This is a genomic window from Streptomyces sp. bgisy027 (assembly GCF_057710365.1).
Window position 1 is genome coordinate 37,538 of the sequence record NZ_JBYIVZ010000039.1, and the last position, 15,189, is coordinate 52,726.

The window sequence follows — 15,189 nt, forward strand, 5'->3', positions numbered from 1 at the left end:
CGGTGGCCAACTACCGCTGAGGGCCACAACAGACGCCCAGGCACGGATCCCTGTGAACATGGAGTGTCGAATTCACTGATCACCACAACGGAAGACCGTGCCTGCCGCGTCATCATCGCCCATCCCCGCCGGGCTGGGCCAACTCGCCGGTTCCGATCCGGCCCGTCCCGATGACCTGCCCGGCCTGCTGGACAGGCTGCGCCGCCTGCCCGACCCGCGCCGCCTGAGGGGCCGACGCCACCCGCTGTCGTACGTCCTGGCCCTGGCCGCCTGCGCGGTCCTGGCCGGAGCCAAGTCCCTCACCGCTATCGCAGAGTGGGCCGCCGACGCCCCTGACCAGCTCCTTCTCCACTGTGGGGCCGCGCTGCGCGATCCGGACCGGCCCTACCGGGCCCCCAGCGAGACGACCGTGCGCCGGGTACTGCAACGCGTCGACGGCGACGCCCTCGACGCAGCGGTCGGGGGCTGGCTCACCGCCCGTGTGGACGCCTCTCGCGCCGCCGACCAGGACGAATACCCGCCGTCTGGCCCGGTGCGGGCAGCGGTCGCGGTGGACGGCAAGTCCCTGCGCGGCGCGATCCGCGCCGACGGCCGCCGCGTCCATCTGCTGTCCGCGCTGCGCGACGACGGCATCGTGCTCGCCCAGCGTGAGGTCGACGCCAAGAGCAATGAGATCACCGCGTTCCGGCCGCTGCTGGAGCCGCTGGACCTGACCGGCGCGGTGGTGACCTTCGATGCATTGCTGACCCAGACCGACCATGCGAAGTTCCTGGTCGAGGACAAGAGCGCGCACTACATCGCTGTGCTCAAGGGCAACCACCCGACCCTGCACACGCTGGTGAAGGATCTTCCCTGGCAGGACGTGCCGCTGATGGACCGCACCCGCACCGCCGCCCACGGCCGCGACGGGATCCGCCGCCTGAAAGCCGTCACTGTGCCGCACCTGCCGTTCCCGCACGCTGGCCAGGGACCGTCCTTACCTACGCGCCGGTAGTCCCGTGCGGCGTCCGCTTGCCGCTGGCCGCCCCGGGTGGGTCCATGGAACTGACGCCGGGGGAGAGGGCAGCGGATGGGTATCGACGAGAGCGTGGAGCGGGTGATCCCGCTGCCGTGTGAGCAGGTGGCGGCGTACGCGATGGACTGGCGCCACGACGCGGAGTGGACCCAGGGCATCCGCACGGCGCAGCTGACGCGGCAGGCGGATGCGGGCGGGTTCGGGGTCGGGGCGGAGGTGACGCGGACGGCGTACTTCCTGGGCAAGCGGATCGACTACGTGCTGCGGGTCGCCGCGTTCGAGCCGCCGAGGCTGATGGACATGGTCTCGGTTGCCGGCCCGCTGCCGATGCACGTGACCTACACCTTCGAGGTGCTCCCGGACGGCGGCACGCTCGCGCTGATCCGGGTGCGCGGCGACGCCTCTGGCCTGTACCGGATGGCGGGGCCGATGATGAGGCGCAAGGTGCGCTCGTCGCTGGTCAAGGACCTCCAGGAGCTGGAGCGGCAGGTGAGCCGCCGAGCGGGAGGGTGAGGGCGGGTCATGGCGTTCCACGAATTACTGGCGGAACGCATCCGGGCCCGGCTGGGTGCGGATCCGGGCTTCACGGAGAAGCGGATGTCCGGCGGGCTGGCGTTCTTGTAGAGGGCGATATGGCGGTAGGGGTGACCGGGGACGAGCTGAAGGTCCGGGTCGGCCCCGACGCCACCGAGGCTGCCCTGGAGCGGCCCGGGACGCGGCCCTTCGACTTCACCGGGCGCCCGATGCGCGGCTGGGTGGTCGTGGCCTCCTCCGCCGTGTCCGAGGACCAGGCCCTGGCCGCCTGGATCGACCACGGGCACGACTTCGCGGCGAGCCTGCCGCCCAAATGACGTGGAAGGGCGGCGCAGGCAGGAGTCGCCGCTGCTCTCGGCCGGATCTAGTGTGGAAGGAGGGGTGTCGGTTTCGCAGGGCCGAGAGGAGTGGTCGCCATGGCGGGCCGCACGCGCAGCGAGGTCGAGGCGGAGATCAAGGAGACCCTGGGCCTTGTGCCCCATTTCTTCTCCCGCATCCCCGATGACCTCCTGGATTACGAGTGGGAAATCTTCAAGAAGATCGAACTCGGCGAGACGCTGATCCCGAACAAGTACAAGGAACTGATCGGGATCGCGTTGCACTCGGAGACGAAGTGCCGTTACTGCACGCTCTTCCACACCGAGGCTGCGAAGCTGTTCGGGGCCACGGACGAGGAGATCCAGGAAGCCGTCCACTACGCGAAGAACAGCCTCGGCTGGAGCGCCTACCTCAACGGCATCCGTGAGGACTACGACGACTTCGAGAAGGAACTCGGGCAGATCAAGGACTACTTGGCATCGAAGGGCTGACCATGCACCTGGAGTGGGCCCGTCCCGGGATCCTGCGCGCGACCGCTCACCCCTTCGAGTTCGCGGCGCTCGTGGCCGCCGCCCGATTCGTGGCCGAGTCCCCTCCCTCCGACATCCCCGCCGAGTCGCTGGAACAGCTCAGGCACGTCCTGCGCGACTACGACACCCAGGCACGCCGTCTGCATGACACGCCTGCCCCAGACGGGCCCTGAAGGACCCGCCCGCACAGGGCACGCGAGGAGCCCTTCGATCAGACGCCCCGAGGGTCCTTCTGCGCAATCAGCAAGGCGTACCCCAACACTTCGTGCCCCACCGCCGCGCGGGCCGCCTCCAGGACGGCGGGGGCCGCCGTGAGATCGACGCCGGCCTCGGTGAGGCGGGCAGCTGCAGTGATCCGCAGTATGTTCAGCCGGGCCTCGATCTGGTCGATCATCCGCAGCATCGCCTGGTCGTGGCGCTCGGTACGCAGCGTGCGCAGGCCCGCCCCGGCCAGGACCTCGGCGTACTCCTCCAACGGACGGGCGTCGGCGATGCAGGCGATCTGGGCACCGAGGCCGGTGAGCTCGGGCGGAAGCCGGGTCGGATCGACGGTGACGTCGGTGATGCCGAGGCGGCCGCCGGGCCCCAGGACGCGGGCGAACTCGGCCGCGGCGCGCGTCTTGCCGGGGAAGGTGCACAGGGCGCACTCGCACACCACGGCGTCGAAGACGCCATCCGGGTACGGCAGGTGTTCGGCGTCCCCGGTGGTGAACCGGGCCCGGTCGGCGAGGCCGGCGGCCTGGGCGGAGCCCTGGGCGAGGGCGGTGTTCGCCGGCGCGTAGTCCACCCCGTCGACCTCGGCGCCGTAGGCGTCGGCCAGCAGCAGGGCGGTGGTGCCGCGCCCGGAGGCGACGTCGAGGACCCGCGCTCCTCGGGTGAGAGCGAGGCCGTCGGCGAGGCGGCGGGTCAGGGCGGTGCCGCCGGGATGGTAGGACTCCCCGAGGAGCAGGGCGACGATGTCGGAGGAGTACGCGGCGGCGCAGCACGCCTTCAGCTCCTCTCCGGTGGGCGGCTGGGTCATTACGGGAGCTTCCCTTCTGCGCCGGGAGTGTTCGCGGTCTTCGACCCGTACGGTGTCGTCGTGAGGCGGCCGGCGAGCGGCAGGGCGTTGGGGACGACGTCGGCTACGGGCACGCCGGACATCTGCGCACGCACCTGTTCGCGGTAGCCGACGGAGTTGTACGCGCAGAAGGGGATGAGGCGCCCGTCGGGGGTGATCTCCTCGACGCAGCACTTCATCAGCTGCTTGACGTTGAGGGTGTAGGGGTCCTGGAAGTCCTGCACGACGATCATGAACGCTTTGTCGTTCAGGTTCTTCACCGCTTCCGGGAGGTCGATGCCGCAGGCGTCCGCGCAGTCCAGGGCCTCGGCGGTGGCCCGCAGTTTTTCCTCGGTCGTGGCGGTGCCCATGAACGCGGAGGCCGACCACAGTTTCTCCAGGGCCTCGCGGATCCCGGCGTCGGGCATGACCCGGTTGGTGACGTAGTCCAGGTGGTCCTCGACGTTCAGCAGCCGCGGGATGGGGACGACGGTGCGGTTGCCCGGTTCGCCGTCGACGAGGAGGTAGGTGATGGAGCGGCAGGTGGGGAAGCAGCACGGGACGGGGAAGAAGTCGCCCTTCTGGAACCATTCCGGGCGTTGGGCGTTGATGAGGCGGATGACGTCGGGGTTGGTGAGCCGGTTCAGCGGGTCGAACTCCACGTGCCGGCCCGAGTGGGTGACCGGCTGGAACGCCACCGAGCGGACCGCGGGGTGGTCGATGCCGTACTCGATGATCGCCCCGAGCTCGTGCTCGTTCAGCCCGCGCTCGACGGCCGCGACGAGGGTGACGGTCAGCCCTGCCTCGGCGCAGTTGTCCAGGGCCCGCTGCTTGAACGTGCGCAGATCCCGGCCCCGGATCTCCAGGTGCGTGCGCTCGTCGAAGCCGTCGAACTGCAAGTAGATGTTCACCGACCGGCCCGGCACCTGGTTGCGTCTGCCGAGTTCGGCGGCGAAGTTCTTGTCGGTGGCCAGGCGGATGCCGTTGGTGTTGAGGTTGACGTTCCTGATCGGGCGGGTCTGGGCGAGGTCGATGAAGTCCAGGATGTGCTTGTGGATGGTGGGCTCGCCGCCGGAGAACATCACCACCTCCGCCTCCCCCTCGGACTCCACGAAGGAGTCGAGCATCCGCTTGCACTGCTCGTGGGTGATGGAGTAGCCGTCCGGCTGGTGGCCGGAGTCGGCGAAGCAGACCGGGCAGTCCAGGTTGCAGCCCGTGTTGACCTCGATGATGCCCAGACAGGCGTGCTGCTTGTGCTCCGGGCACAGCCCACAGTCACTGGGGCAGCCGTCCTTCACCTCGGTCTGGAAGACGAGCGGAATCGTGCCGGGCTTGTTGAAACGGGCCGAGGACAGGTACTCCTCTGCGTCTCCGTAGACCAGCGCCTCGAACTCACCGTGCTCACCGCAGCGTTTGCGCAGGTAGACCTTGTCGTTGCGGATGTTGACCTGCGCGTCGACGGGCGCCTTGCACAGGGGGCAGATGGACTTGGTGAACTCCACGAACACCTCGTCGCGGTCGGTCTTGCGCCGGGGCGCGGGTGCCTGGGGCACGCGGAACTCCTCCATGAATGGGCCTGCCTTCACTTACCGGGCGTCGTCACGATCAGGTTTCTCGCCCGCCTGCGGCGAGGGCCGGGCCGGGACGGTCGGGCAGCAGTCATCCGGACCGGCGCCCCGGCGGCGACGGGCCCGGCACCGCAGCGCGTAGCCTGTGCCGGCCAGGAGGATGACCGCGCCGACGGTGATCAGCCACCCGTTGGCCAGAAGCCCGCCGACCGTGCCGAGTGCTCCGCCGGCCAGGAGCAGGGGGCCCGCGCAGCACGCCACCATCAGCAGCCCGGCACCCGCGGTCACCGCCACGCTGCTGGGACCGGAACGCTCACCGGATGCCGGCACCGCCCCTCACCGCCTCCCGGTCGGCGTGCGAGGGCGCGGGCCTGGTGCGGGCGGAGCGGAACAGCACGGCGGCGTAGCACAGGGTCAGGGCGTCCTGGAACAGGACGAACCAGCTGAGCCGCTGGGGCTGGTAGATCCCGAAGCAGCCGCAGTTGGCCACGGTCAGGCCCCGTGCGTACGCCTGCACGGCCAGCACCGTCCACACCACCGAGACGGCGGTGTACACCCACACCGGTCCCAGGGCCTTCGAGCGGGGGCGGGCCAGGAACCAGATCCCGCACACCAGCTCGCCGGCGATCAGCGCCACGGCCAGTACGGTTGCCGCGCTGCCGGTCACCAGCCCGTACGCGGACAGAATCTGCGGCATGTGCCCGAAGGAAGCGAGCTGGGCGACGCCCATCGCCGTGTACACCGTTCCGAGCACGATCCTCAGCAGCATGATCCGACCGTATGCGCCGGGCCGCGGCGAGAACTGCAAGCGCGCTCACCGAACCACCATCCACGCTCCCGGCACGATCGAAGGGATGACAGCGGTGTCCGCCGCCGCGCGAGCCCGCATCCCGGGGGATCGGGAGGTGCCAGGCGAACGGTCAGCAGTCTCCCCGCCCACCGCACCGGCAGGTGCTCAAGGGCGCGGGCGTGATCGGGGGAGTCGTCGTCCTGCTCGTGGGCGGGGGCGTGACCGGCTGGTAGACCCTCGCCGACCGCCCGGATCCGGTGACGGCCGTGCAGCCGGGCCAGGGCCCGTCAGTGGAGGTGTGCCGATGCCGCCGTGTCCGGCGGGCCGGGCAAGGACGGCATCCCCTCCATCGACAGGCCCCGCTTCGTCCCGGTGAACAAGGCCGGGTTCCTCGACGACGACGATCCGGTCTTCAGCCTTGAGTATCGCGGCGAGGTGAGGGCGTACCCGCAGCTGGTCCTCGTGCGGCACGAGATCGTCAACGGCACCGTGGCCGGCGAGCCGCTCGCGGTCACCTACTGCCCGCTGACGGGCACGGTCATCGGACTCTCCGCCCCGTCCGGCGTCCAGGGCCTGACGTTCGGCACCACCGGTCGCACGGTCAACTCCAATCTGCTGATGTACGACCGGCAGACCGGGTCCGAGTGGCCCCAGCTGCTCGCCACCGCGGTCAGCGGCCCGCTCAAGGGCACGAAGCTGGACACCGTGCCGCTGGTGTGGACCACGTGGAAGCAGTGGCGCACCGCCCACCCCGACACAGAGGTGATGTCCATCGACACCGGTGCGCTGCGCAGCTACGGCAGCGACCCCTACGGCTCCTACCCGGGCCGCAGCGGTTACTACGTCAAGGGCGGCCCGCTTTTCCCCGTTCTCGCCACGAGTGACCGCTTCGACGACAAGCACGTGGTCGTCGGCGGCGGGCGCCTGGCCATCGACAAGGACCTCGTGAGGGCGAACCGCATCGTGCGCACGGACGTCGGCGGCACGCAGGTGGAGGCCCGCTGGGACGAGAAGCTGGGCACGGCCCTCGTCCTGCAGCGCGACGGGGACCGGTGGGTGCCGGCGGACTTCCTCGACTCCATGTGGTTCGCCTGGTACTTCTTCTACCCCAACAGCCAGGTGCGGACATGAGCAGGCTGCTGACCGCATTGGCCCAGACCGGCGATGCCTGGGACGGCACCGTTGCCGCGATCGCTGCCACGCCCCGGCGGGTGCGTGCCTCCCTCGCCGTTCGCCGCCACCGCAGGGCGGCACTGATCACCGCGATCCTCACCCTGGTGGTCTGCCTGTTCTCCATCGGCGACCTCGCGGTATCGGGCTCGGGCCGCTTCACCGGCGCCGCGGCCGTGCGGGCCGCGCCGGATCAGCTGTTCACAGCGCGGGCGCCGTACCTGTTCGAGCCGGTCCTCTCCTGGCACCCCAGCAGCCACGTCGCGGTCTTCATCAGCCCGGTCAACCTGCTGCCCGGCGCGGTCGTGGCCGCACTTGTCGGTGCAACATCGCCGTCACCGCCCACGCCGCCCGGCAGAACGCCTCCTGCCGCCGCACCCGCTACACCCGGCTCCTCGCCGTGCTTCCGTCATTCCTGCTCGGCCTCGCTTGCTGCGTACCGGCCTTCGTGCTGGTGCTCGGTGCGAGTACCGCCGCCGCCCTCCTGCCGGTCCTGATCTCCCTGCGCCCGGTGTTCTACCCGCTCACCCTGGTGATGCTCACCGGCACGCTGGTCTGGGGCACCTCCCAGGCCGCCCGCACCACGCGGCGCCCGCGCCATGCGAGGCACACCGGCGACGCGGCAGCACCCACACACCCCGCTGTCCCCGATGCGCACGGACCGTGACCGTCGAACACGGTCCTTCAAGGAGGTCCCTCATGGCGCACGTACCGCACGAAGTCGATGCCGTGGTGATCGGCATGGGGGTCGGCGGTGAACATGCCGCCGAGCGTCTGGCCGAGGAGGGGCTGGACGTGGTCGGGGTGGAAGCGGAGCTGGTCGGCGGGGAGTGCCCGTACTGGGCGTGCATCCCGAGCAAGATGATGATCCGCGCCGGCAACCTGCTCGCCGAGGCTCGGCGTGTGCCCGGCATGGCCGGAGACGTCCAGGTAGCCGCCAGCTTCGCGCCGGTCGCGTCCCGGATCCGGGAGGAGGCCACCGACGACTGGAACGACAGCTGGCCGTCGACCGGTTCACCCGCAAGGGCGGCCACTTCGTCCGCGGCCGTGCCCGCCTGGCCGGCCCCGGCCGCGTGGAGGCCGACGGAAAGGCGTTCAGTGTCCGGCGCGCGGTGGTGCTGGCCACCGGCAGCCGCCCGCAGATCCCGCCCGTCCCCGGCCTGGAGGCGACACCGTACTGGACCAACCGGCAGGCGGTCTCGGTCAAGGAGCCTCCGGCCTCGCTGCTCGTGCTCGGTGGCGGGGCCATCGGCGTGGAGCTGGCGCAGGCGTTCGCCCGCTTCGGCACCGCGGTCACCATCGTCGAAGCGATGCAGCACCTGCTCCCCGCGGAAGAACCCGGCGTCGGCACCCTGCTGGCCGACGTGCTGGAAGAGGAGGGCATCACCGTACGCACCGCAGCCCGCGCCACCGGCGTCCACCACGCGGACGACGCCTTCCGGCTCACCCTGGAGGGCGGACAGGAGATCACCGGGCAGCACCTGCTGGTGGCCACCGGGCGCCGGCCGCACCTGGCCGGGCTCGGCCTGGAGAGCGTCGGGCTCGACCCCCAGGCCCGCGCGCTGGCCGTGGACGGGCAGATGCGGGCCGCACCACGGGTCTGGGGCGTCGGTGACATGACCGGACGGGGCCTGTTCACGCATGTCGCGATGTACCAGGCCGAGATCGCCGTCCGCGACATCCTCGGCCGGCCCGGACCGGACGCGGAGTACCGGGCGATGCCCCGGGTCACCTTCACCGACCCCGAGGTCGGCTCCGTCGGGCTGACCGAGCACGCCGCCCGCGAGCAGGGCCTGCGAGTACGCACCGGCACCGCGCGAGTGCCCTCGTCCGCACGGGGCTGGATCCACAAGGCGGCAACGACGGCCTGATCAAGCTTGTCGAGGACGCCGACCGCGGCGTCCTGATCGGGGCGACCTCCGCCGGCCCGGCAGGCGGTGAGATCCTCTACGGACTGGCCGCGGCCATGCAGACGGAGATCCCGGACGACCGGCTGCGGCACATGATGTTCGCCTACCCCACCTTCCACCGCGCCGTGGAAGACACCCTCGCCGACCTCGTCCATGGCGCCTGACCGCCCAGGGGCACGGACGCACCACAGCGGAGCGGACGACCTCGGCCGAGTCAGCGGCGAGGAGGCGGCAGCCAGCAGAACACCGCCCGCGTGAGCGCCCTGGTCAGCCAGTCGCCCACTCGATCACGCACCCGCATCGGCCCCCGGGCACCGCGGGAGGTTGCCCCCTCCTCAGGCGCAGGCGCAGGCGCGCCGTCCGGCGCCGGTCTCAACTCTTGCTGCGTTCCGGCCCACCGGGCCAGTCCGCTGGGCCGCGTCACCATGTCTCATCGCCGCCTTCCCTCGCGGTGCGAACAGACACGCCGCCCGCACTCCACCGCGTCCGTCGGCCCGCCGTGCGGTACCGGCGAGCCGCTCACCGCAGACGCGAGCGCCGCTCCGCCTCTTGCCGGACCGCGGCCAGGGAGGTGGCGACGGTCGCTTCCCACCGTGGGGCGACGAGGCCGCCCCACCACTGTCCCGCACGCCACAGGTCCGTGGCGAGCTCGCCCTTGTAGACCAGCCGCGTACCAGACTCCCGCTCGGTGAGGGTGAACGACTCGGTGACGGCGGGCACCGGCCCGCGTACCAGGCGGAAGTCGACCCTTTCCGGGCGGGTGAACCGCACCGTCTCCACCGTCGTCGCCGCCAGCCGCCCGCCCGCGACAGGGGTGCGATGGGCGGCGAGCACCATGTCACTGCCCCGTTCCAGCACCGTGACCTTCTCGCGCATCGTTCGGGTAGCGCGTCCTAGATACGGCTGGCGATGACGTCGAACACCACCTCACGCGGCGCCGCGATGTCGACACTCTGCGGCCCCAACGGCCGCGTGCGCCGCCCGACCCCCACATCCAGCGGCAGTGCCCCGGTCACCAGCCCCACAAATCCGGCCGCCGCGCCCACGCCGGCCACGGTGACCGCCCCCAGAGCACCGATCCATGCCATCGCCCGACCTCTCCATGCGTCCGTCCCTGTCTCAGTACGACGCTAGGCCGGGTCTGTCCGCCGATCAGTGAGCGCGCTCACCTCCCACCCGGCGCGTCGGCCCCTATCCTGAGCGCCACCCCGAGTGGTGGAGGACGCAAAAGCATGGAGCCCGTATCCGCGATGGCTGACAGCCGCGCCGCGACGAACGCGCTGCTGGCCGAGCTGCGAGAAGACCGCCTCGCCCCGCAAGCCGTCGTGTGCTTCCTCGGCCAGGCCGCACACCGGTCGCTGCTCCAGGCCGCCCGCCGCCCCCGAGCATTGGCCGAGCTCACCGCCGTGCACGCCGTCCTGTACCGGCTGGCGCGGGGCAGGCGGCCCGGACGGCGCTGGGTGGCCGCCAGCTGGGTCCTCGCCGCCTCGCACCTGGGGCTGCTGGAACACCGCCCCCGCCTGACCGCCGCAGACATCCTGACGCTGCTGCGCGCCAACCTCCCCGCCCTGCCCGGCGGAACCGGCCGCGCCTCCGGCGTCCTGGCGGTCGGCCTTGATCTCGCCGACGGGCGCCTCGCCCGCCACCAGGGCACGACAGCTCCCTTCGGCGACTACGCCGACACCTTCGCCGACGCCGCGTTCTGGACGTGGCTCACCCTGCGTCACGAACCCAACCCCGCCGTACGGGTGGCGGCCATCGCCGCCTGGACGCTGCCCGTCGTCACCGTCACCGGCCTCGCACTGCGCCGCGGCGCCATGCCCGACCGCCCCCGCCCCGTCCTGCTGCGTCCGGCCGCCGCCCTGCAGGCCGTCATCGCCCTCCGGCACCTGGCCCGCCGCTGACCCGCCTCGGTCACTGCCTGCCGTCCGCCGGCACGTCGGGCTCCGGCGTGCCCTCCACGCGTACGCCCTGCCAGAACGCCACATGGTCCTTGATCTTCCGGGCCAGAGGGCTGGGCCTGGGGTAGTACCAGGCGGCACCCGGATTCGTCAGCCCGTCGACCTCAAGGCTGTAATAGCGGGCCACTTCCTTCCAGAAGCACAGCGACCTGGTGCCGCTCTCGGTGACGTACTCGCGGCGCAGCGACTCGGGCGGGAAGTAGTGGCTGCCCTCGACGATCACCGTGCGCGGAGCCTCCGCGATCAACTTTCCGTTCCACACCGCACGCAGCATGGCCTTGCTCCTCACCGAAACGGGGACGGTATGTCCCGGGAGCCTTCACGCTAGGCGGGCCGGGCCGGCATGTTCAGTGAGGACGCTTACGACCTGGGGAGCGATTACCGGTGACGGTTGGTGGGTCAGGGCCGCGAGACGTTGAACGGCAGATCTCGGTGGAAGACGGCCATAGCCCGGCCGGCGCCGTTGTAGTCGTCGACGATCTTCGCGCTGAAGCCGAGGCTGCGATGGAAGGCGATCGAGCCGGTGTTCTCGATTGACGTGATCGCCTTCAACTTCCGTGCACCGTGACGTTCCGCTGCCTCGGCGAACGCCGTGTACAGACGACGCCCGAGACCGGTGCCGCGGGCGTCGTCCCGCGTGGCGATCAGATGCACGTACCCGGTGCCGTCTGGGGTGACGAACCCGAAGATGTATCCACGGATTCCGTCCTCGGTCCGGGCAACCAAGCAGGTGGAACCGAACTCCTGTACCAGGGCCAGAAGGTGCAGCGACCGAAGGTCGCGTTCGCCCCAGTAACGGGAGTGATCAGTCAGGACCTGGTGGAAGTCGGCCACCGCGGCCGGTGCAATCTGCATCCCCATGATGACGATCATGGCGGGCGCCTTGGCCGTTACAGGCCAAGGTCCGCACGGGTTGGGCAAGTTGTGACGCAAGCCTGGGCCCGTGCGGCCTGTTCCCATCCTGCCCTGTTTGGGCTCTCCCGCGCATATTTCGGCGAGTTGCTCGAAGAACTCGCCCCCAAGTGGCAGGCCGCCCGTGAATCGGCCTTGCGTGAGCGGCGGGGCGGGGACCGCAAGCGGGCTGTGGGTGCCGGACCCAAGCAACGCCTGGTCTTCGTCGACCGGCTCCTGGTCACGCTGGTGCACCTGCGGCTGGGGCTGCCGCACGCCGCTCTGGCACAGCTCTACGGCGTGGACCGCTCCACGGTCTCCGCAGCGGTCCGTGAGGTCCGCCCGCTGCTGGCGGCCCGCGGCTTCGCCGTCCCTGACCGGCCCGGGCTGCGGCTGCGCACACTGGAGGACGTGTTCGCCTACGCCGAGGCAGAAGGCGTGGACCTGCGGATCGACGGGACCGAGGTGCAGGTCCGCCGCCCACGCGCGGGTCGCCCCGGCCGCAAGGCGTTCGTCTCCGGCAAGAAGAAGCAGAACACGGTCAAGACCACCACCTTCAGCGACGCGCAGGGCCGCACCCTGTTCAGCGGGGTGGTCCGGCCCGGCCGGATGCACGACCAGACGGCCGTACGCACCGAGAGCATCGCTGAACAGTTCCGCTGGCACCCGAAGGTCAAGGCGGAGGTCGACGAGGGCTACCGGGGCCTGGCCAACGAGTTCCCCGCTCAGGTCAGCGCCCCGCCGAAGAAGCTCAAGGGCGACGCGCCGCTGGGCGAGCACCGTGCCTGGCGTGAGCAACGGCGACGCCAGTCCTCCCGGCGGATCTGCGTGGAGCACGCCAACGCCGAATACAAGCAATGGCGGCCCCTTCAGCGGTTCACCGGCCGCCGCGAAACCTACGCCGAGACCCACCAGGCCATCGCCGGACTGGTCTCCGACCGATCCGCCCGGCGGGCAACCCGCCGCAAGCCGGCCACCGAACTGGTACTCGCCCGCCGGGCCACCTGCTGATCACCCACCAGCCAACCCACCAGGCCAATACGTCCCGAACTCAATCGCTCCCAAAGTCGTAGAACGTTCACGGACGCCTCTGATCTTGACATTGATCACATGGTGCCGTTGGCGAACGGTTGGCGGTCCGGGGCGAACACATGGACGCAGGAGCTTGCTGCGGTTGGAAGCAGCGGAGACGGCCAGCAGCTGCGGGTGCGTCAGGGCGACCAGGGACCGGATGAGTGGAAGCCGCCGTCCCAGGCGTACTGGTGCACTTACTACTTCGGCTCGAGGGTGATCTCTCGCGAAGTCCCTGACAAGGCCGGGGTGGTGGCCCTATTCCGTGGTGTGTGAGGTATGCGGATGGAGGCGGGCTGACCCCTGCAGGGCGTCAGCGCCGTGAGTCGGTACGACTGCAGGCGGCCGAACTGTTCGAGCAGAAGATCAAGCCGTCGGAGGTTGCCCGTCGGCTGAGAGTGAGCCGGAAATCGGCCTATCAGTGGCATCAGATGTGGCGCGACGGCGGCGCGCGGGCCCTGGCGTCCCGTGGTCCGAGCGGTTCGCGGTGCCGTCTGTCTCCGTTCTGCCTGGAGAAACTCGCCGCGTATCTCGAACAAGGGCCGGCCGCGCACGGCTGGGTGGAGGACCAGGTGTGGACCGCTGCGCGGGTGGTCACATTGATCGGCCGGAAGTTCCACGTCTCCTACAGCGTCTCGGGTACCACCCGGTTGATGCACCGGCTCGGCTTCAGCCCGCAGGTGCCCGTACGGCGGGTGGCTGAGCGGGACGAGCGGGCCGTCAAGGCATGGAAGGAGGCGACCTGGTCGGAGGCAAAAGAGCCCGGGCGGCCTGCGGGGGCTACATCTGCTTCGAGGACGAGGCAGGCTTCACCCGCCGACCGCCCACAGGACGCACCTGGGGCCGACGCGGCCGCACCCCGGTAGTGACGGTGAGCGGGAGGCGCTCGGGGCGTCTGTCGGTAGCCGGGCTGATCGCGATGCGTCCCGGCTCACGCACCCGGCTGTGCCACCGCCTGCGCACCCACCCCGCGGGCAAGGGCAGACGCCGCAGTATGGGCGAGCGTGACTTCATCGCGCTGATCGACGGCACCCATCAGCTCGTCAAGGCACCGATCGTGCTGGTGTGGGACCGGCTCAACACCCATATCTCCCACGCCATGCGTGAGCTGATCGCCGAGCGCGACTGGCTGACCGTGTTCCTGCTGCCCGCGTACTCTGACCTGAACCCGGTGGAGTGGGTGTGGGCGCACGTCAAGCGCAGCCTGGCCAACCTCGCCGTTGTCGCCCTCGACCGGCTCGAGACGCTCGTACGCAACCGCCTCAAACGCCTCCAGTACCGGCCCGACACCCTCGACGGCTTCATAGCCGGTACCGGCCTGACCCTCGACACCCCGGCCTCCCTCTGACAGACAGGGGCCTCACTGAGACCGGTCTGTTCATCGACGTCCAGACGGGAGCCGGATGAGTTGTTGTCAGGCGTCGCGTCACCACGGGAGTCGGATGGTCTCGTTGTCGTCGGCGGCGCAGTTGACGCCGTGGACGACCTCTGAGCCGGCCAGGTCCCAGCCGACGATGCCGTTGCCCTGCCGGGCCAGTTCCACCAGGCGGGCGCGGTGGGTTCCGCTGCCGGTGTTCACGTCGCACGTCTCGACACTGGTCCAGGAGCGTCCGTCCAGGGCGGCGATGATCGCCACGGCGGGCAGGACGATGCCGCCGAGCAGCAGTCCGGCGATCCACAGGGCGTCGGCGGCACGCTGGGGGGCGGTCTCGGCCCGGTTGCCGGTACGGCGGCCCGTGGTGTGCTCACGGCGGCCGGTCTTGTAGTCGACCATCACCCCCACCCGCAGTACGTAGGAGGCCAGGCCGGTGGCCAGGCCCCAGCCCAGGCCGTTGAACGCACCGACGACCACCCCAGGGCGGCCGGAACTACGGCGGCAGTGGCCGCGGTCACTGCCATGGGGGTGTCCCGATGTCTGAGGGCGCCGCCCCTGGCTGCGAAGTGGGCGTAGGTGGCGCGCGAGATGACCACGGCCAGCACTGTGGCCAACAGGGCCTCGTTCAGGAACATGCCGATTGGGATGTCGGCCCAGTTGCCCGGCCCCATGGCGATCAGTGCCTCCCTGGCCGCGTCCCCGCCGCCAAGTGTCCAGGCCAGCTTGAGCGCCGGGACCGCGAGCACCACCGCCAGCAGCATCACGTGCCCCGCCCTCTCCCGGTAGTCCCCGGAAGCCTTCTCCTCACTCATGCGACGAGTCTCACGGACCGCCCGCTACCGGCAAGGTCCGACACACGTACACACCTACGTCACCCTGACGAGCCGAAGTCAGTAACGGCACTTACTCACGCACGAACTGCTGGTCGGATGGCGTCAGCGCGGCGTTGTCGTCCCACAGCCAGGCCAGGACGGTCTTGTTCCTCATCAGCCAGGTCGCTTCGGAGGTGTACAGGCG

Annotated in this window: 21 protein-coding genes and 2 pseudogenes; 13 read left to right on the plus strand and 10 right to left on the minus strand. The window is 70.5% G+C overall.

Annotated features, from left to right (window positions below; genetic code table 11):
* Positions 1–97 precede the first annotated feature (97 nt).
* The 5 genes from AC3ETA_RS33025 to AC3ETA_RS33045 all read left to right on the plus strand — a co-directional run bounded on the left by AC3ETA_RS33025 (position 98) and on the right by AC3ETA_RS33045 (position 2,570).
* Positions 98–994: an ISAs1 family transposase gene (locus AC3ETA_RS33025; protein WP_432196570.1), complete on the plus strand. Its 897-nt coding sequence runs from the start codon at positions 98–100 to the stop codon at positions 992–994.
* Between the two features lie 75 nt (positions 995–1,069).
* Positions 1,070–1,528: an SRPBCC family protein gene (locus AC3ETA_RS33030; protein ID WP_432196571.1), complete on the plus strand. Its 459-nt coding sequence runs from the start codon at positions 1,070–1,072 to the stop codon at positions 1,526–1,528.
* Positions 1,529–1,659: 131 nt separating this feature from the next.
* Positions 1,660–1,866 (plus strand): hypothetical protein, encoded by a 207-nt coding sequence (locus tag AC3ETA_RS33035; protein WP_432196572.1) that lies wholly within the window; start codon positions 1,660–1,662, stop codon positions 1,864–1,866.
* A gap of 99 nt (positions 1,867–1,965) precedes the next feature.
* Entirely contained in the window at positions 1,966–2,358 is a 393-nt protein-coding gene (locus AC3ETA_RS33040) for a carboxymuconolactone decarboxylase family protein (RefSeq protein WP_150958848.1), read from the plus strand.
* A gap of 2 nt (positions 2,359–2,360) precedes the next feature.
* Entirely contained in the window at positions 2,361–2,570 is a 210-nt protein-coding gene (locus AC3ETA_RS33045; RefSeq protein WP_432196573.1) for a hypothetical protein, read from the plus strand.
* 38 nt (positions 2,571–2,608) lie between these two features.
* Here the strand turns inward: AC3ETA_RS33045 and AC3ETA_RS33050 are convergent, their stop codons facing one another.
* From AC3ETA_RS33050 to AC3ETA_RS33065, 4 genes are read right to left on the minus strand one after another with little or no spacing between them, the layout of a single operon-like run.
* Positions 2,609–3,418, minus strand: a complete 810-nt coding sequence (locus AC3ETA_RS33050; RefSeq protein WP_432196574.1) for a class I SAM-dependent methyltransferase — start codon at positions 3,416–3,418, stop codon at positions 2,609–2,611.
* Positions 3,418–4,989: a radical SAM protein gene (locus AC3ETA_RS33055; protein ID WP_432196575.1), complete on the minus strand. Its 1,572-nt coding sequence runs from the start codon at positions 4,987–4,989 to the stop codon at positions 3,418–3,420. The genes AC3ETA_RS33050 and AC3ETA_RS33055 overlap by 1 nt, the downstream gene beginning before the upstream one ends.
* Before the next feature lie 33 nt (positions 4,990–5,022).
* Positions 5,023–5,334 carry a mercury transporter gene (locus AC3ETA_RS33060; protein WP_432196576.1) on the minus strand — a complete coding sequence of 104 codons (312 nt, stop codon included), beginning with the start codon at positions 5,332–5,334 and terminating at the stop codon, positions 5,023–5,025.
* Positions 5,318–5,773 (minus strand): MauE/DoxX family redox-associated membrane protein, encoded by a 456-nt coding sequence (locus AC3ETA_RS33065; RefSeq protein ID WP_432196577.1) that lies wholly within the window; start codon positions 5,771–5,773, stop codon positions 5,318–5,320. Before AC3ETA_RS33065 ends, AC3ETA_RS33060 begins: the two co-directional genes overlap by 17 nt.
* A 333-nt stretch (positions 5,774–6,106) precedes the next feature.
* Between AC3ETA_RS33065 and AC3ETA_RS33070 the strand changes: the two genes are divergently transcribed.
* The 5 genes and pseudogenes from AC3ETA_RS33070 to AC3ETA_RS33090 all read left to right on the plus strand — a co-directional run bounded on the left by AC3ETA_RS33070 (position 6,107) and on the right by AC3ETA_RS33090 (position 9,038).
* Entirely contained in the window at positions 6,107–6,925 is an 819-nt protein-coding gene (locus AC3ETA_RS33070; protein WP_432196578.1) for a DUF3179 domain-containing protein, read from the plus strand.
* A complete protein-coding gene (locus tag AC3ETA_RS33075) occupies positions 6,922–7,461 on the plus strand; it encodes a hypothetical protein (protein WP_432196579.1) in 540 nt (179 codons plus the stop codon). The genes AC3ETA_RS33070 and AC3ETA_RS33075 overlap by 4 nt, the downstream gene beginning before the upstream one ends.
* A complete protein-coding gene (locus tag AC3ETA_RS33080; RefSeq protein WP_432196580.1) occupies positions 7,419–7,631 on the plus strand; it encodes a hypothetical protein in 213 nt (70 codons plus the stop codon). The genes AC3ETA_RS33075 and AC3ETA_RS33080 overlap by 43 nt, the downstream gene beginning before the upstream one ends.
* 74 nt (positions 7,632–7,705) lie before the next feature.
* Positions 7,706–7,795: pseudogene (locus tag AC3ETA_RS33085) on the plus strand (hypothetical protein); the annotation flags it as partial.
* 242 nt (positions 7,796–8,037) lie between these two features.
* Positions 8,038–9,038, plus strand: a pseudogene (locus AC3ETA_RS33090) (dihydrolipoyl dehydrogenase family protein).
* A gap of 355 nt (positions 9,039–9,393) precedes the next feature.
* Here AC3ETA_RS33090 and AC3ETA_RS33095 read toward each other — a convergent pair.
* Entirely contained in the window at positions 9,394–9,750 is a 357-nt protein-coding gene (locus AC3ETA_RS33095; RefSeq protein ID WP_432196581.1) for an SRPBCC family protein, read from the minus strand.
* A 17-nt stretch (positions 9,751–9,767) separates the two neighbouring features.
* Positions 9,768–9,962, minus strand: a complete 195-nt coding sequence (locus AC3ETA_RS33100) for a hypothetical protein (RefSeq protein WP_432196582.1) — start codon at positions 9,960–9,962, stop codon at positions 9,768–9,770.
* Positions 9,963–10,124: 162 nt separating this feature from the next.
* Between AC3ETA_RS33100 and AC3ETA_RS33105 the strand changes: the two genes are divergently transcribed.
* Positions 10,125–10,778: a CDP-alcohol phosphatidyltransferase family protein gene (locus tag AC3ETA_RS33105; RefSeq protein WP_432196583.1), complete on the plus strand. Its 654-nt coding sequence runs from the start codon at positions 10,125–10,127 to the stop codon at positions 10,776–10,778.
* A 10-nt stretch (positions 10,779–10,788) separates the two neighbouring features.
* Here AC3ETA_RS33105 and AC3ETA_RS33110 read toward each other — a convergent pair whose 3' ends face one another.
* Together AC3ETA_RS33110 and AC3ETA_RS33115 are read right to left on the minus strand one after the other, a co-directional pair.
* Entirely contained in the window at positions 10,789–11,109 is a 321-nt protein-coding gene (locus AC3ETA_RS33110) for a DUF427 domain-containing protein (protein ID WP_432196584.1), read from the minus strand.
* Between the two features lie 125 nt (positions 11,110–11,234).
* Positions 11,235–11,708, minus strand: coding sequence for a GNAT family N-acetyltransferase (locus AC3ETA_RS33115; RefSeq protein WP_432196585.1), 474 nt, complete (start codon positions 11,706–11,708; stop codon positions 11,235–11,237).
* A 126-nt stretch (positions 11,709–11,834) separates the two neighbouring features.
* On the opposite strand from AC3ETA_RS33115, the gene AC3ETA_RS33120 reads away from it, so the two are divergent.
* Together AC3ETA_RS33120 and AC3ETA_RS33125 are read left to right on the plus strand one after the other, a co-directional pair.
* Positions 11,835–12,737, plus strand: a complete 903-nt coding sequence (locus AC3ETA_RS33120) for a transposase family protein (protein ID WP_432196586.1) — start codon at positions 11,835–11,837, stop codon at positions 12,735–12,737.
* A gap of 332 nt (positions 12,738–13,069) precedes the next feature.
* Positions 13,070–14,145 (plus strand): IS630 family transposase gene (locus tag AC3ETA_RS33125; protein WP_432196587.1). Its coding sequence is split into 2 segments (ribosomal slippage): positions 13,070–13,571 and positions 13,571–14,145, totalling 1,077 coding nucleotides; the frame shifts between segments, so codons are not numbered across the junction.
* A 78-nt stretch (positions 14,146–14,223) separates the two neighbouring features.
* Here the strand turns inward: AC3ETA_RS33125 and AC3ETA_RS33130 are convergent.
* Positions 14,224–14,649 (minus strand): hypothetical protein, encoded by a 426-nt coding sequence (locus tag AC3ETA_RS33130; RefSeq protein WP_432196588.1) that lies wholly within the window; start codon positions 14,647–14,649, stop codon positions 14,224–14,226.
* Positions 14,571–14,984 carry a hypothetical protein gene (locus tag AC3ETA_RS33135; protein WP_432196589.1) on the minus strand — a complete coding sequence of 138 codons (414 nt, stop codon included), beginning with the start codon at positions 14,982–14,984 and terminating at the stop codon, positions 14,571–14,573. Before AC3ETA_RS33135 ends, AC3ETA_RS33130 begins: the two co-directional genes overlap by 79 nt.
* Positions 14,985–15,189: the final 205 nt, after the last annotated feature.

What these genes read in the sequence shown, in the direction of transcription:
- AC3ETA_RS33030 (WP_432196571.1), top strand. Translation starts at nt 1,070, where the DNA reads ATGGGTATCGACGAGAGCGTGGAGCGGGTGATCCCGCTGCCGTGTGAG.
- AC3ETA_RS33040 (WP_150958848.1), top strand. Translation starts at nt 1,966, where the DNA reads ATGGCGGGCCGCACGCGCAGCGAGGTCGAGGCGGAGATCAAGGAGACC.
- AC3ETA_RS33045 (WP_432196573.1), top strand. Translation starts at nt 2,361, where the DNA reads ATGCACCTGGAGTGGGCCCGTCCCGGGATCCTGCGCGCGACCGCTCAC.
- AC3ETA_RS33050 (WP_432196574.1), bottom strand. Translation starts at nt 3,418, where the DNA reads ATGACCCAGCCGCCCACCGGAGAGGAGCTGAAGGCGTGCTGCGCCGCC.
- AC3ETA_RS33065 (WP_432196577.1), bottom strand. Translation starts at nt 5,773, where the DNA reads ATGCTGCTGAGGATCGTGCTCGGAACGGTGTACACGGCGATGGGCGTC.
- AC3ETA_RS33075 (WP_432196579.1), top strand. Translation starts at nt 6,922, where the DNA reads ATGAGCAGGCTGCTGACCGCATTGGCCCAGACCGGCGATGCCTGGGAC.
- AC3ETA_RS33095 (WP_432196581.1), bottom strand. Translation starts at nt 9,750, where the DNA reads ATGCGCGAGAAGGTCACGGTGCTGGAACGGGGCAGTGACATGGTGCTC.
- AC3ETA_RS33100 (WP_432196582.1), bottom strand. Translation starts at nt 9,962, where the DNA reads ATGGCATGGATCGGTGCTCTGGGGGCGGTCACCGTGGCCGGCGTGGGC.
- AC3ETA_RS33105 (WP_432196583.1), top strand. Translation starts at nt 10,125, where the DNA reads ATGGCTGACAGCCGCGCCGCGACGAACGCGCTGCTGGCCGAGCTGCGA.
- AC3ETA_RS33110 (WP_432196584.1), bottom strand. Translation starts at nt 11,109, where the DNA reads ATGCTGCGTGCGGTGTGGAACGGAAAGTTGATCGCGGAGGCTCCGCGC.
- AC3ETA_RS33115 (WP_432196585.1), bottom strand. Translation starts at nt 11,708, where the DNA reads ATGATCGTCATCATGGGGATGCAGATTGCACCGGCCGCGGTGGCCGAC.
- AC3ETA_RS33135 (WP_432196589.1), bottom strand. Translation starts at nt 14,984, where the DNA reads ATGAGTGAGGAGAAGGCTTCCGGGGACTACCGGGAGAGGGCGGGGCAC.